A 15674-nucleotide genomic window follows, 5' to 3' on the forward strand; every position below is an offset into this window, starting at 1 on the left:
AGGCCCGACTGCTGCCACAGGTTTGCAATCCACTGAGTCCGAACCAGGGAAACCGTATGAGCCTGTCACTCCTGAGCCGCTACGCCTTCTTTGCCGTCTGCGTGATTTTCACCCTCGCCAGCCTGCCTTTTCTCGACCACGACTGGCTGTGGCCGATCACTGCCGTCACCGGCGTGCTGAGCCTGATCGGTCTGTTCGACCTGCTGCAGAGCCCGCACGCGGTACGCCGCAACTACCCGATCCTCGGCAACATTCGCTACCTGGTCGAAGGCATTCGCCCGGAGATCCGCCAGTACCTGCTCGAGTCCGACAGCGACGCCCTGCCCTTCTCCCGTGCCCAGCGCTCGCTGGTCTATTCGCGAGCGAAAAACGAAAGCGCCGACAAGCCATTCGGCACCCTGATCGATGTCTATCAATCCGGTTTCGAATTCATCGGCCACTCGATGCGCCCGGCGCCATTGAGCGACCCGAGCAGTTTCCGCGTCACCGTTGGCGGCCCGCAGTGCTCGCAGCCGTACTCGGCGTCGGTGTTCAACATCTCGGCGATGAGCTTCGGCTCGCTCAGCGCCAACGCCATTCGCGCGCTCAACCAAGGCGCGAAACTCGGCAACTTCGCCCACGACACCGGCGAAGGCAGCATCAGCCCCTATCACCGTGAAAACGGCGGCGACCTGACTTGGGAACTCGGCAGCGGCTACTTCGGCTGCCGCACCAGCGACGGCCGTTTTGACCCGGAGCGCTTCGCTACGCAGGCGCAAAACCCGCAAGTGCGAATGATCGAAATCAAGATGAGCCAAGGCGCCAAACCCGGCCACGGCGGCATCCTGCCCAAACACAAAGTCACCAAGGAAATCGCTGAAACCCGTGGGATCATGATGGGCGAAGACTGCGTGTCGCCATCGCGCCACAGTGCGTTTTCCACGCCGATCGAAATGATGCAGTTCATCCAGCAACTGCGTGAACTGTCCGGCGGTAAACCGGTGGGCTTCAAGTTCTGCCTCGGCCATCCGTGGGAGTTCATGGGCATCGCCAAAGCCATGCTGGAAACCGGCATCCTCCCGGACTTCATCGTTGTCGACGGCAAGGAAGGTGGCACCGGTGCCGCACCGGTGGAGTTCACCGACCACATCGGTGTGCCAATGCGCGAGGGCCTGTTGTTTGTGCACAACACCCTGGTCGGCCTGAACCTGCGCGACAAGATCAAACTCGGCGCCAGCGGCAAGATCGTCAGCGCCTTCGACATCGCCAGCGTGCTGGCCATCGGCGCCGACTGGGCCAACTCTGCGCGCGGCTTCATGTTTGCCATCGGCTGCATCCAGTCGCAGAGCTGCCACACCAACAAATGCCCGACTGGCGTCGCTACTCAAGACGCTTTGCGCCAGCGTGCACTGGTCGTGCCGGACAAGGCTCAGCGCGTGTTCAACTTCCACCGCAATACGCTAAAAGCGCTGGCGGAAATGCTTGCCGCTGCCGGGCTTGAGCATCCGTCGCAGTTGTCGGCAAAACATCTGGTACGGCGTATGTCGGCGACTGAGATCAAGCTGTTCTCGCAATTGCATGTGTTCCTCAAACCGGGGGAACTGCTCACCGGAGAAGTGAACGGCGAGTTCTATTCGCGGATGTGGCAGATGGCGCGGGCGGACAGTTTTGAGCCGAATGAGCTGGCGGTAGCCTGATCCCTGAAGAGTTGTCAGCCTTATCAGAGGCTGACCTCGCTTCGTTGACTAACAAGTAAGCGGTCATCGGTCCGCTTCTTAGTTCCACAGTTTGCGTCCAGCCTTTTGATAGCAACTGCCCGAAGTTCTTTTTCGACTCATATGAAACCCACCAGATTCTTCGCCCGCACTGCAAAACAACCAAATCCTGAAAGTAAATCCACTTCAACGGGTCGGGGATCAAGGCATAACCACCGAGTACGGGTGATGCAAGAAACGCCTCGAGAGATGAGCGAATGTGAAATCTGGGTTGAATGCCGGTCGTGTTGTAGTAAGTGAATGGCAGGTATGAAATAAGCGAATCAAGGATGATCACGTCACCCGGCTGAACTTCGCGTTTGATCGCTAGCGCCAGCTCGCGATATCCACTACTTCTGCGCATGTCTGTGCCATTCAATCCATCGGATTGCCGGTAGAGCATCGTCAGTCCATACAATTGCGCAACAACGCAAATCAGCAGAACCGCATGCCGCAACGCAGTCCAGTGCGCCCCCATTTATCCAGCGCCACGGCTGTAATCATCGCAAGGGCAGGCGCGGAAAAAACCAGGTATCGAGGCACAAACAGCGGAAGAACCAAGGCGATAAGATAAAGCGCAATAAGTGGCACGAAAAAATAGCTGACCAACAACAGATTGAAACGACGTTCGCCAGCGTCACTGACAATGAGCGTCACAGCGAACAACAACATCAGAAAAAACGGTGCCAGGTACCAGATCGACGATTCGGAACTTGTGGCTCCCAAGACGGTGAACTGCCAGACAAGCGTCAGCGCCCCGTGCAGCGACACTGGTTTGATCCAGCCCAGACTACTTGTACCCCCAAGCTGCTCGATGAAATGCGGCATCCAGGGCAAATACAACAGCACGATGCCAAGATTAGCAACGATCCACAGACTGAACGAAATCGCCTTCCCATTGCGAGTAACACGGCTCTGCCACCAGAATAACCAATGCACCAATACGCACAGCCCAGCAAAATAGTGGGTGTAAAACGCCGCGCTCATCAGCAGCACATAGATGACTGCAAATCTTTTCCGATCGGGCGCTCTTGCCCAACACACCAACGCCACCGTTGCCCCCATCAGCCAGAATCCAAGCAGGGTGTACATCCGCACTTCCTGACTGTAACGCACCGAAATCGGCAACAACGCCAACAGCAACGCCGCAATCCATGTCGCTCTGCGAGTCGATATCAGACTCATCAACTTGATGCACAACAGCAAGGTGCCTACGTCGGCCAATGCACTCATTGCACGCGCCGGCAACGCTGCGTCGCCCCATATCGCGACCCAATAATGCAGCAGCACATAATAAAGCGGCGGATGAACATCCAATGCTGTCAGCGCCCAGATGCGCGCAGGCGTCTCTCTTGCCAGCAGCAAGCTGTAAGCCTCGTCATACCAGATCACGGGCACTGCGATGGAGTTGAACCGCACGGATAGTGCAATGATCAGAACCACCGCCAGAGCGACACGGTTTACCAGAACCGACGTTTGCGACGGATGGAAAAGCGGTACTGCCAATGAAAGTTTCATGCCCGCTCTCTACGAAACAGCACAAAGCGAAAAAAGCAGTATCCCAACAGCAGATTCAAAGCGGAAAAAACCGCCACTGTCAGTAGCCCTGGCAAGTGATGCTCGTCGGCGAACGAGCCAATACCAAAACTCAGTCCCCCCATCAGACCAATGAACAGCAAGTACCCAGACACCGAAGTTGTGGTTTCGAAGGTGTAAAGCGCATTCACATAAAACGAAAACGCTGCGGCCACACAAAATGCCGCAAAGTTGCTGGCTGCCTGATGAAGACCGGCCGCAGTGACGAGCACGAAGAATATTTGCCAGTGGATCAGCGCATCCGCCAACCCGATCACGCTGGTTGCAGAGAATCCTTTCATAACCACCCCTTGCCGGGTCCGTTTGGCGGACTTTCAAGCTAAGTCATGGCGATGGGCCGGTCTACTGTCAGAAATTACAGGTACGAGAAGTATTCCGACCAACGGTAATAGCCGTTTCACCACTGCAGCAATCTGCCTTGTGGCGGCTCCTTCATCACAATGAATCCGTAATCGCCAATCAGATAAATCCGGTAATACTGGCTCTCCACAAACGTCGGATAACCCAGGTAACCGACGTGCGTGGCATTGCGTCTTTCTCGCTCGGCAACCACGTGCACCAGTTGTCGTCGATGTAGGGGAAGTCGGCGAGGATCAGCGGCAGAACGTACAGCGAAGTCGCGAGCAGAAAAAACAGCACGACCTGACGTCGGCCAAGTTCTCGCACGAGAAAATCGCTGATTCTCATGGCCGCGCCTCGGGGTGGATATAAAGCTTTGAACCTGCTTCGCGGTTTTGTATCGGCCTATCAGACCGGTGGTTACTCGGGTCCCAGCAGTCGTTAGAGAGGCATGCCCGTGGTGATTGCTTTACTTGTTGTGAATGCTTTACGTGTGGTGACTGCTTGGCCAGTTGTGACTGCTTTACCTGTTGTGACTGCTTTACCTGTGGTGACTGCTTTACCTGTGGCGAGGGGATAAATCCCCTCGCCACAGGTTTTACACACATCCTGGGAGCCACAAAAAAGCCCCGATCTCTCGACCGGGGGCTTTGTCGTTTCAGCGCTTAAAACTTACTAAACCGAACGCGCCGTGCCTTGCGTCACTTGCGTCGGTTGCAGCTTGAACACGTAGAACAACACCGTCAGCAGCACCAGGAACGCGGGCCCGACATACAGCGCCACGCGCGTGTCCGGGAAGTACGCCATCAGGCCGACCACCAGCACCAGGAATGCCAGCGCAAAGTACGAACTGACCGGGTACAGCCACATCTTGTACTTGAGTGCCGCACGCTCGCTGACGCTCAGGCCTTTGCGGAATTTCAGTTGGGCCAGCAGGATCATTACCCAGGTCCAGATCGCGCCGAAAGTGGCAATCGAGGTCACCCAGACAAAGACTTTTTCCGGCACCAGATAATTCAGCAGCACGCCCAGCAGCAGCGCGGCGATCGACAGCAACAGCGCACGACGTGGCACACCGTTGTTCGAGGTCTTGGCGAAACCGGCTGGCGCCTGACCGTTCTGCGCCAGGCTGTAGAGCATGCGCCCGGTGCTGAAGATGCCGCCGTTGCACGACGACAGAGCCGCCGTGATCACTACGAAGTTGATGATGCCGGCGGCGGTCTTGATGCCCAGACGCTCAAAGGTCATCACGAACGGGCTGCCCTGCGTGCCGATCTCGTTCCACGGGTAGATCGACAGAATCACGAACAGTGCGCCGACGTAGAACAGCAGAATCCGCCAGAACACCGAGCCGATCGCATTGGGAATGGTTTTCTGCGGGTTCTTCGCTTCGCCGGCAGTCAGGCCGATCATCTCGACACCGAGGTAGGCGAACATGACCATTTGCAGCGACATCAGCACACCGGTCACACCGTTGGGCATAAAGCCGCCGTGGGCCCACAGGTTGGAAATGCCCAGCGCGACGCCATCGTTGCCGAAACCGAAAGCGATGATGCCGACGCCGCCAATGACCATGGCAATGATGGTGACGATCTTGATCAGCGCGAACCAGAACTCGAACTCACCAAAGGCTTTCACCGCGATCAGGTTGATCGAGCCCATGCTGACCAGCGCCGCGAGGGCCCAGATCCAGCGCGGTACATCGGGGAACCAGATGCCCATGTACACGGCCACCGCGGTGATTTCCGCGACGCAGGTCACCAGCCACAGGAACCAGTAGTTCCAGCCAGTGAGAAAACCCGCCAATGGGCCAAGGTAGTCTTGCGCGTAGCGGCCGAACGAACCGGCCACCGGGTTGTGCACGGCCATTTCGCCGAGGGCGCGCATGATCACCAGGATCGCCAGGCCACCCAGAATGTAGGAAATCATGATCGCCGGGCCGGCCATTTCAATGGCTTTGGCCGAACCTAAGAACAGACCGACGCCGATACAGGCACCGAGCGCCATCAGGCGAATATGCCGTTCGCCGAGTTCGCGTTTAAGCGGACCGCCCTGAGCGGTGTCGCCGTGAGGCAGGTGATTGCCGACTGGCATGGGGGTGCAACCTCGTCTTGTTATTGGATATGACCACCGAGTGTCGCAGCGGTGGCGGATAAGCCTTGGCTGCCGTGAAACCGCGCCGGCCTCGTGGGCGAACGCGTCTTGTAGGACAAAACCTGCAAGATCAGCGGGGCGTGCAGTATAAAAAGCCTTGGGCAGGGCTTTTCACTCTATAAACCACAACATTCAGCGACAACTCTCGGCAAAAGCCCGGTTTACGGAGAGGCATTACCTGCGTTTCGTAGGAATATTCGCCGCCGAAAAAGGCGCCGAGTATTGCACAGCATTGGTGCACCGTCATGTCCCTGCTTAGGTCGAATGGGTCCCCTCAAAAGCTCTGGCCCGCTCATCTCCAAGACAACTGATGGCAAAGCTTTGCCTGTCCCAAGAGGATTTCCTGTGGCGAGGGGATTTATCCCCGATGGGCTGCGAAGCAGCCCCCCATATATACAGATACACCGCATTCTCCGGGTTTGGGCCTGCTGCGCAGGCCATCGGGGATAAATCCCCTCACCACAATAAATCCCCTCACCACAGATCCTTCCTCTGCACACCAATCTTCTCTCCCAGTAAATCGCTCTCTCCGTCCTTCACAGAAATCAGAAAATTCACTCAAGCCTTACAGATCCGACTCGGCTAACCCGGCACTAACCTAAAAAGATCAACCACAAGGAAGTGAAAGTGCCTGCCTATCCAAATTCCTGTCGTCTGCGCCTGGGCCGAAGCTCCGAGGTCGGTCGCGCCTACTTCATCACCGCTGTAGTCCACAATCGTCAGCCCATATTTTCCGATTGGCAAACAGGTCGTCTACTGGTCGCGCAACTTCGCAAGGCACACAACGAAGGCCAGGCTGAGTCCATTGCCTGGGTAGTAATGCCCGACCATTTTCACTGGCTAATGCAGTTGAAGACCGACAATCTCGGTGATGTCATTGGCGGTATCAAGGCGCGCTGCACTCACGCTGTTAACAAAAAAACCGGGAGACGTGGGGCACTATGGCAAACCGGGTTTCACGACCGCGCCATTCGCGATGGGGAAGACCTGAAACCGTTCGCCCGCTACATCATCGCCAACCCCCTGCGGGCCGGACTTGTAGCAAAGATAGGCGACTATCCACTCTGGGATGCCTGTTGGCTGTGAACTTCAATGTGGCGAGGGGATTTATCCCCGATGGCCTGCGCAGCAGGCCCAACCCCTGAGAATGCGGTGTAGGTGTAACTGTATATATGGGGGGCTGGTTTTGGGGCCGCTTCGCAGCCCAACGGGGATAAATCCCCTCGCCACAATAAATCCCCTCGCCACAGTAATTCTGCTAAGCCAATAAATCCCCTCCCCAACCCTTCACAATTTTTTCACCAGCGCCAACCACCGTCTAAGCTTCAGACAAGTCCGATCAATCTGCGTGAATGGATCAATCGACTATGGGCGCTTTGTGGCAAACCGATTCGAGTAAATCTGTGGTTCCAACTGAACGTGTGGATCAAGCGCCTGTCCCCAAAAAACCACGTCGTAATCGGCATGGCTGGAAGGCTTTCTGGTTGTTGCTGCTGATTATCGCGATCGTGATCGGTATGGGCGCGGCCAAAGAAATGCGCACCTCGCGTTTTCAGTCCGCTGAAGTCAGCAAATACGCCGCCTCACTGACCTACAAACTGGAACCTGGCCCCAGTGAAGCGATTCACTACCCCGGCAACGGCCCGTTCGATTTGCGCCTGGGTTACAGCTCCCTCGATGAATTTCTGCCGCGTCTGCTCAAGCGCAATTATGTGATTACCGAGCAGACACGCTTTTCCCCTGCCCTGCTCAGCTACACCGACAAAGGCCTGTTCGTACCCTATTCGGAAAAAATTCAGGCCGGCCTGACCATCACCGACTGCCGCGCCGCGCCGCTGTACAAATACAACTATCCGCAACAACTGTATTCCAGCTTCGCGGCAATCCCGCCCGTGGTGGTCAACAGCCTGTTATTCATTGAAAACCGCTTTCTGCTGGATCCCAAACAGCCTCGCGCCAACCCGGCGGTGGACTGGCCACGCTTCGGCATGGCGGCCTGGTCGCAAGTGGCGAAGTTGCTGCATCTGCCCGGCCAGTCGGCGGGCGGCAGCACGCTGGCGACACAACTGGAAAAGTATCGCCACTCGCCTGACGGCCTGACGGTTTCCGGTGCAGAGAAGATCCGCCAGATGATTTCCGCCAGCGTGCGTGCATACCAGGACGGCCCGGACACCCTCGGCGCGCGGCAGAACATCGTCCGCGATTACCTCAACAGTGTGCCGCTGTCCGCAGTGCCGGGGCATGGCGAAGTGCACGGCATGGCCGAAGGTTTGCGCGTCTGGTACGGCAGCGATTTCAACAAGGCCAACGAACAGCTGAACAGTTCGGCCACCGACCCGAAAACCATGGCCGACAAAGGCCTCGCGTTGCGCGAAATGCTCTCGCTGATGATCGCCCAACGCCGCCCTTCGCATTACCTGACCAAGGGTCGCGAAGAACTCGCCGATCTCACCGACAGCCACTTGCGCCTGCTCAAGCAGAACGGCGTCATCGACAGCGCACTGGCCGATGCCGCGCTGGCCAGCAAGGTCACTTATCGCGACTGGCAAACTCAACCGACCATTCAGCCAATCGAAACCAATAAAGGCATCAGCGTCGCCCGTAGCCGCTTGGCAACGATGCTCAACCGCCCGCTGTATGACCTCGACCGCCTCGACCTGTCCGCCACCAGCACCCTGCAAGGCGACCTGCAAATGCAGGCCACCGAGTACCTGAAAAAACTTGCCGACCCGGCCTTCGCCGCGCAGATCGGTTTGATGGGCGAACGTCTGCTGACCCCGACCAGCACCACTCAAGTGCGCTACAGCTTCACCCTGTTCGAGCTGACCCCGGACGGCTCGCGCGTGCGCATCCAGACCGACAGCACCGACCAGCCGTTCGACATCAATGAAGGCAGCAAACTCGAACTCGGCTCCACGGCGAAAATGCGCGTGCTGACCACCTACCTGCAAATCATCTCCGAGCTGCACGATAAATACGCCGGCATGAGCGTGCCGGAACTGAAGAAAGTCGACGTGCCGGATCAGGATCGCCTGAGCCAGTGGGTCATTGATTATCTGGTGCAGAACAAGGATCGCGATCTGTCGAAAATGCTCGGCGCCGCGCTCGACCGTAAATACTCGGCCAGCCCCGGCGAAGCGTTTTTCACCGGCGGCGGTCTGCACGTGTTCCACAACTTCCGCAAGGAAGACAACGGCCGCATGCCGAGCCTGCGCGATGCTTTGCGCGAGTCGATCAACCTGCCGTTCATTCGCCTGATGCGCGACGTGGTGCGCTACGTCACCTATTCCGGCCCCAACAGCAGCGCCGAACTGCTCAAGGACGATCGCGATCCACGCCGTCAGGAATACCTGGCCAATTTCGCGGATCGCGAAGGCACCTCGTTCCTGCTCAAGTTCTGGAAAAAGTACAAAAACAAGGACACCCAGGCGCGCCTGGAAACCTTCCTCGACAGCATGCGCCCGACCCCGATCCGCATGGCCGCCGTGCACCGTTATCTGTTGCCGGATGCCACTCAGGAAGACTTCAACACTTTCGTGCGCGCACACCTCAAAGGCGCCAAGCTCACTGAAAAACTCACCGATGATCGGCTGATCCGCCTCTACGACTCCTATGGCCCCGGCAGCTACGACCTGCCCGATCAGGGCTTCATCGCCAAGGTTCACCCGCTCGATCTGTGGCTGATGGGCTACTTGCTGCACAACCCTGACGCGACTTTCAGCCAGATCGTCAAAGCCAGCCAGTTCGAGCGTCAGGAGGTGTATAGCTGGCTGTTCAAGAGCAAGCACAAAGGCGCCCGTGACAGCCGCATTCGCACCATGCTCGAAATCGAAGCGTTCCTTGAGATTCATCAACGCTGGCAGAAAGTCGGCTATCCGTTCGACCACCTGGTGCCATCGCTGGCGACCGCGATCGGCAGCTCCGGTGATCGTCCGGCGGCGCTCGCCGAGCTGATCGGCACCATCCTCAACGACGGCGTGCGCATGCCGACCCTGCGCATCGACAGCCTGCACTTTGCTGCCGGCACACCGTACGAAACCCGCGTGACCAATGACCCGCATGTCGGCAAACGGGTGATGCCGTCCGAAGTAGCCACGGCCATGCGCGAGGCGCTTTCGCAAGTGGTCGATTCCGGCACGGCCAAGCGCGTCTCCGGCAGTTTCAAGACCGCCGACGGCACTCCGCTGATCATGGGCGGCAAGACGGGCACTGGGGATAACCGCATCGAAGCCATCGGCTCGGGCGGGCGGATTCTCAGTTCGAAGTCGATCAACCGCACCGCGACTTTCGTGTTCTATATCGGCGATCACCACTTCGGCACACTGACGGCGTTCGTGCCGGGCCGCTCGGCAGAGAACTTCAAGTTCACCTCGGCACTGCCAGTGCAGGTGCTCAAAGGCATGGCGCCGATCCTGTCGCCATACCTGCAACCGGGTAGCGACTCGCAATGCCGGCCTGTGGAAAACACTCAGGTTACGTTGGTCACGGCACCTGCCGACGAGCGTCTTTGAACAGCGTTCGGCGTCAGGCTGGTTGCTAAAATCCGCCACACCGGGTGCTACAGGGCTATTTTTTCGATTCGAATTTTCGACCGGTCGGCGGCGAAAAGCCCTGATTAAACAGGTGTGTTTTTCGTCTTTTGTTTTGAGCATCCCCCGATAAGGTGATCATCCCGAACAAGCACTCAAGGATGATTGCCATGCCTGCGTTCCCCTCTTCCGCCGACAATCTGCACAAGGGTCGGCACCACGAATTCATCAAAAACACCCTCGACGAGACGTTCAAGTCCGCCACCCTGAATCGGGGTCTGGCGCTCAGCGCAACAACGCTGAAACCCGAAGCGTGGTACGCCACCACGCACGTCATCCAGCACGATAAACTCAAAGCCGCCAATCTCAAGGCCTGGGCTTCGCAGAACAAGGTCGACGGGCTGCTGGCGCAACTCGATGTCTACACGTTTGCCGCGCCGCTGCTGCAAGCGAAACTCAAGGAACGCTGCGGCGTCGACATCGACGTCAAAACCACCTGGCTGCGCTTGTATATACCCAAGGACAAACCCTGGTGGGCCATCGACACCTCGGGTGCCGCGACGGCCCGCACGGTGTCGTTGCTGGATGCCGCGCTGCACAACTTCGCCAGAGACGAGCAGGTCGATGCGGCCTCGGCGTTCATCAGCAAACCCGATGCTCAGGGCCACTTCGAGGTGCTTAAGCTGGCCAATCTGAGCATCGGCGAGTTCCAGACGCTGTGCCGGGAACTGGACATTGGCGCGCAATACAAAACGCATCTGGAAAGCTATCTGCTGTCCGGCAACGCCGTCGCCGATGCGGTGCTCAAGCACAAAGTGGTCGAGAGCCAGAAAGACGCCCTCAGCGTCGCAGCACAGCTGGCATTGATCACCGGCGACATTCAGTACGACGTCTACAAACTGATGCTGGAGTTGACCAAGGACAAACCCCGCCTGGTGCTGAACGGCAGAAGAATGCAGTGCTGCGACCTGTCGATGATGGACACCCGCCTGACCGGCATCACTCTGCTGATACCCGCCAGACCCGACACCCGTGGCATCAATCGGCTGATCGCCTACCTGCCGCACGACCCCGACCACCCGCTCAAGGAATACGCCTCGGTTGACGCGTTCATCGAGGAACTGGCGCGGCAGTTACGTGAGGACAAACTGGCGATCTCCTCGCAACAGACCTACCGACAATTCTTCAGTCAATTTGTCGATCAGCAACAGCGCGGGCATTTTTTCGCCAGCCTCGAACAACGCCTGTTCACGCTGCAATGGCACCCGCCCGGGGATTCGACCGATCAAAAACCCACCTGGCGCAAGGAGCCGGTGCCACGACCGCGCCTGCAAATCGACACCGTCGCATTGCCTGCGGATTACTGGCGACACGTCTATCAGCAAAAGCTCAACAAGATCCTCAACGATGGCCGCGAGATCGCCGTATCCACTGCCGACACTGACAGCAACGCACGCTGGGCCTGGTGGGACAATTTCAAGAAAATCGTCTCGGATATTTTCAATGCCGCCCTGCTGATTGCCACACCGTTCGTGCCGTTTCTCGGCGAACTGATGATGGCCTACACCGTGTATCAATTGACCAGCGACGTCATCGAAGGCGTTGTCGATCTGGCCGAGGGGCTGGCCGAGGAAGCCGCCGAACACGTGGTCAGCGTGGTCACGGACGTGATTCAGCTGGCAGCATTCAGTGCCGGAGCCGCTATCGGCTCGACCTTGCGCGTCAAGTTGTCCGCGCTGGTGGACGGCATGAAACCGGTGCGTTTGCCTAATGGCAAAACCTCACTCTGGCACGCGGATCTGAGCCCTTACGAACAGAAAAATGTGGCGCTGTCGGTGGCGTCGAAACCCGACCGGCTGGGCCTGCACCGTCACGGCAACGAGCTGCTGCTGCCGCTCGACGGCAAGGTCTACAAAGTGCAGAAGGTCTCGACCGAGCCGGCGCACAAGACCCACCGCATCGAACATCCTTCGCGCACCAGCGCCTATCAGCCGACCGCTTGAGCACAACGAGCATGGCGCCTGGCTGCACGAAGCGGAAAACCCCGAAGATTGGCCAGCCTCAACCCTGATGCGCCGGCTCGGCCATAGCGTCGAGCGCTTTTCGCCGCTGGAGATGGAGCAGATCCGCGTCGCCAGCGGTACCGACGCCGACGAGTTGCGGCGCATGCACATCGACAACAGCCCGCCACCACCGGTACTGGCCGACACGATCAAGCGTTACAAGGCCTATGACGATGCACGAACGACCAGCGACGACATTCGTGCCGGGCGGCCAATCGACGCGCAATCGGTGTGGTTTGAACCGATCATCACCCGACTGTCTGGCTGGCCAGCCGAGCGGGCGTTGCGCGTCTGTGAAAATGTCGACCTCAGCGGCCACTCGCGCCAGTACGGCAATCCGGCCGCATCCGAGGCCGATACCCTGAGCATCGGTCTGCCGGATCTGACCAGCGGCAGACTGCCGGAACGCGCGGCGGTGTTTCTCACCGACAGCGAAATACGCGCACTGACCGGGCGTGAAATCCCGGCAGCACAGCGCCCCCAGGCCCTGCGCAATCTGCTCGCCGATGCGGTGGACGACCTTCAGGGTGATTTGGCCTCGCGTATTTACCAGGGCGCAGAACGCTCCAACAAGGCCGACGTGCGCGTCATGAGCCAGACGTTTCCGGACATGCCGCTGAGCCTCGCCGAGAAAACCCTGGCCCAGGCCCGACCGGTTGAGCTGGAGCGGATTGTCAGCGAAAACCGCCTGCCCCTGCGCATCAAGTCGCAGGCACGCGAGGTCAACTTCGAAGCCGCCACGGCGCGTGCCTACGACGGTTTCTACCATGACGAACGGGTGGTGCCGGACACCGAACGCCTGGCGCTCAATACCCTGCGCACCTTCAGCGACAGTTTTGGCGAGATGCGCCTGGAAGTTCGTGACGGCACTTACGACGGCCCGTTGCGTTGCAGCGTCGGCCCGGACGAAGCAGCGAGTGTCAGACGGCTGATCCGCGATGAACACGGTCGCTACGAAGTGCTCGACGCCGACAACCGCAGCCTGCATGCCCCCGCCGATTTTTACGAAGCGCTGCTGCAGGCCATCCCGGAAGACAAGCGCCAGCAGATCGGTTATCGAACCGGTCAGGGTCGCCTGCTCAAACGCTGGATCATGGACAAAACCGCAGCGCCGGCCGAGCGGCGGTTCCTCCTCGCCGAGCCACCCGTGCGCCCGGTGGCGAGCATTGAAACGGTCGAGCTGGTGCGTGGCTGGCCGTGGCCGTTCGGCGAAAAACCTTCGAAGAACGCATCAAGCAGCTGTTTCCAAGGCTGTCCGAGCGGCAAGTGAACAACTTCGCCGAAGCCTTGCGCGCCAAACCCGATCCTGAAGCGGCGCTGCAAAAGCTCAAGGACCAACTCAAGGACCTGCGCAGCACGCTGGCCCACTGGCGCAACAGCCAACCGGTAGGGCTGGACAGTGCCGGCGAACCGATTCATGGGGTTTCGGCGGAGTTCCTGCGCACCGGCGGCATGCATCTGGAGGAACGTCTGCTCGATTGCTTTGAACGCAAAACCGAAGCGTTCGCCGAGCGCGATCAGCATCCTGACCAAGGCTATGCGCTGGATTTATCGTCCGACCTCTCCCGCCCGGATCACGACCGCTGGTGGAACGAGATGCGCCGGCAACCCGGCATGAAAAAATACCTCGATCAGATCACTGCACTGAAAATCGACAACGGACGCCTGTCCACAGACAGCCATTTACTCAACGATCTGCGGCAACTGCGCCAGTTGAGCGCCCGCCAGTGCGGTTTGAACAGCGTGCCGCCGGCCATTGGCGAGATGCGTCAACTGCAAACCCTCGACCTGACCGATAACCGCATCAGGCTCAATGACGACTCGGCCACCCGTCTGAGCGGTCTCACCCGTCTGCAATCGCTGCGCCTGACCGGCAACCCGCTGGGGCAGGCGCCGGATGTCGGGCGCATGCACCGCTTGAATGAATTGAGCCTGGCCAACAGCGATATCCGCGACTGGCCACGCGGTCTGTTCCGGGTCGCCAATGCACCACGCCATCGCCCGCGCAGTTTTGCCCTGGACATGCGCCGCTGCCCGATCACCACCGTCCCTGAGGTCACGCCCGGTTCCGATGAAGCATTCATCCTCTCTCGCGCACGCTTCGATACCCAACGGCTGGTCGATGCCGACCGCCTCCGCTATGGCGACTACCGCGAATCGGCAGGTTTCAGCCGCCAGCAAGCGTATTCCCCGGCGGTGGAAAACGAAATCAACCATTGGCTGTCGCCGGATGAGTCGCCGACGTTCAGCGCCTCGCAGGCGCTCAGGCGACAGCGCGAAGAATCCTGGCAGGACGTCATGGCCGAACCCGGTTCCGAGGATCTGTTCAGGGTCATCCGTCAGCAAAGACGGAGCGAGGATTACCGTTCGGACCGATCACGCAAGAAACTCACCCGACGCGTCTGGGACCTGATCGACGCCGCCGCGCTGGATTCCGAACTGCGTGAGCAACTGTTCGCCCAGGCCCGCGAGCCGGAAAGCTGCCAGGACGGCGGCGCGCAACTGTTCAATTCCATGGGCCTGAAAGTGCTGGTGTCCAAGGCGTATGCCGAACAGACCTCGGCGAGAACGCTGGACGATAATCTGGTGCGGCTGGCCCGCAGTGCTGCACGCCTGGAACGAGTGGGCGATATCGCCCGCGAGGAAATCAGTCGTCAGCAACAGCAGCACCTGATCAACCCGGCCGGAAATCTGCCACCCGACGACGTTGAAGTGCACCTGGCTTATGAAACCGGATTGGCCGAACGCCTGGGCCTGCCGTGGCAGTCCGACGGCATGATGTATCAGGAGCGCTCAGGTGTAGACGCGGCCATGATCGACCGCGCCTACGACACGATCATCGAACGCGAACGCGGCGACGGCCTGGCCAACGGCATGATCGACTTGTACGTCGACGGGTTCTGGGAACGTCATCTGCGCAGAACCCATCCCACGCAATTCGAAGTCAATGACCGGGTGTTCGAAGAACAGCTGCGGCGCCTGGAAGAGTTGCGCGAATTACAAACCCAGTGGGCCAACGTCACAGACCCCACGCGCCTGAATCCACTGACCAGGCGCATGGAGACACTGGCCAGACAATTGGGCGCACGGGAAACCGAAATCTTCAGTGGCGAAACAATGAGCGAGGCCTACTACAACCGGCTGTTGAGTGATCTGGCGTACGCACGCAATGATCTCGCCCGGCAATTGACCCACAAGGCGTTGCAAGCGGCGGGTCTGCAAAACAGACCCGCAGCAACTGGCCCGTGAAAAGTGCGTGA

Annotated in this window: 9 protein-coding genes and 1 pseudogene; 6 read left to right on the top strand and 4 right to left on the bottom strand. The window is 59.0% G+C overall.

Annotated features, from left to right (window positions below; translation table 11 throughout):
* Window positions 1-56 precede the first annotated feature (56 nt).
* Window positions 57-1676 carry an FMN-binding glutamate synthase family protein gene (locus tag JFT91_RS12990; RefSeq protein ID WP_201232586.1) on the top strand — a complete coding sequence of 540 codons (1620 nt, stop codon included), beginning with the start codon at window positions 57-59 and terminating at the stop codon, window positions 1674-1676.
* A gap of 492 nt (window positions 1677-2168) precedes the next feature.
* On the opposite strand, the gene JFT91_RS12995 is transcribed toward JFT91_RS12990, so the two are convergent.
* The 4 genes and pseudogenes from JFT91_RS12995 to JFT91_RS13010 all read right to left on the bottom strand — a co-directional run bounded on the left by JFT91_RS12995 (window position 2169) and on the right by JFT91_RS13010 (window position 5762).
* The gene (locus JFT91_RS12995; RefSeq protein WP_201232587.1) at window positions 2169-3251 is read right to left on the bottom strand and encodes a glycosyltransferase family 39 protein; all 1083 of its coding nucleotides are present in this window, start codon (window positions 3249-3251) and stop codon (window positions 2169-2171) included.
* A complete protein-coding gene (locus tag JFT91_RS13000; RefSeq protein WP_201232588.1) occupies window positions 3248-3610 on the bottom strand; it encodes a GtrA family protein in 363 nt (120 codons plus the stop codon). The genes JFT91_RS12995 and JFT91_RS13000 overlap by 4 nt, the downstream gene beginning before the upstream one ends.
* Window positions 3611-3726: 116 nt before the next feature.
* Window positions 3727-3891, bottom strand: a pseudogene (locus tag JFT91_RS30210) (glucosyltransferase domain-containing protein); the annotation flags it as partial.
* 452 nt (window positions 3892-4343) lie between these two features.
* Window positions 4344-5762, bottom strand: coding sequence for an amino acid permease (locus tag JFT91_RS13010; RefSeq protein ID WP_201228360.1), 1419 nt, complete (start codon window positions 5760-5762; stop codon window positions 4344-4346).
* A 687-nt stretch (window positions 5763-6449) separates the two neighbouring features.
* Here JFT91_RS13010 and JFT91_RS13015 point away from each other — a divergent pair.
* The 5 genes from JFT91_RS13015 (at window position 6450) to JFT91_RS29965 (ending at window position 15663) form a co-directional block, all read left to right on the top strand.
* Window positions 6450-6908, top strand: coding sequence for an REP-associated tyrosine transposase (locus tag JFT91_RS13015; RefSeq protein ID WP_201232590.1), 459 nt, complete (start codon window positions 6450-6452; stop codon window positions 6906-6908).
* 281 nt (window positions 6909-7189) lie between these two features.
* Complete coding sequence (locus tag JFT91_RS13020) at window positions 7190-10333, top strand: transglycosylase domain-containing protein (RefSeq protein ID WP_201232591.1); 3144 nt, start codon at window positions 7190-7192, stop codon at window positions 10331-10333.
* Between the two features lie 188 nt (window positions 10334-10521).
* Entirely contained in the window at window positions 10522-12354 is a 1833-nt protein-coding gene (locus tag JFT91_RS29585; RefSeq protein WP_242489263.1) for a dermonecrotic toxin domain-containing protein, read from the top strand.
* Between the two features lie 67 nt (window positions 12355-12421).
* Window positions 12422-13684, top strand: coding sequence for a DUF6543 domain-containing protein (locus JFT91_RS29590; protein ID WP_242489264.1), 1263 nt, complete (start codon window positions 12422-12424; stop codon window positions 13682-13684).
* Window positions 13612-15663 (top strand): NEL-type E3 ubiquitin ligase domain-containing protein, encoded by a 2052-nt coding sequence (locus JFT91_RS29965; protein WP_347340632.1) that lies wholly within the window; start codon window positions 13612-13614, stop codon window positions 15661-15663. Before JFT91_RS29590 ends, JFT91_RS29965 begins: the two co-directional genes overlap by 73 nt.
* The last annotated feature ends 11 nt before the right edge of the window (window positions 15664-15674 follow it).

Source organism: Pseudomonas sp. TH08 (genome assembly GCF_016651275.1).
GTDB lineage: Bacteria > Pseudomonadota > Gammaproteobacteria > Pseudomonadales > Pseudomonadaceae > Aquipseudomonas.

Coding starts and splice junctions, on each gene's coding strand:
- JFT91_RS12995 (WP_201232587.1), bottom strand. CDS start 3,251: ATGAAACTTTCATTGGCAGTACCGCTTTTCCATCCGTCGCAAACGTCG.
- JFT91_RS29585 (WP_242489263.1), top strand. CDS start 10,522: ATGCCTGCGTTCCCCTCTTCCGCCGACAATCTGCACAAGGGTCGGCAC.
- JFT91_RS13020 (WP_201232591.1), top strand. CDS start 7,190: ATGGGCGCTTTGTGGCAAACCGATTCGAGTAAATCTGTGGTTCCAACT.
- JFT91_RS12990 (WP_201232586.1), top strand. CDS start 57: ATGAGCCTGTCACTCCTGAGCCGCTACGCCTTCTTTGCCGTCTGCGTG.
- JFT91_RS13010 (WP_201228360.1), bottom strand. CDS start 5,762: ATGCCAGTCGGCAATCACCTGCCTCACGGCGACACCGCTCAGGGCGGT.
- JFT91_RS13000 (WP_201232588.1), bottom strand. CDS start 3,610: ATGAAAGGATTCTCTGCAACCAGCGTGATCGGGTTGGCGGATGCGCTG.
- JFT91_RS29590 (WP_242489264.1), top strand. CDS start 12,422: ATGCGCCGGCTCGGCCATAGCGTCGAGCGCTTTTCGCCGCTGGAGATG.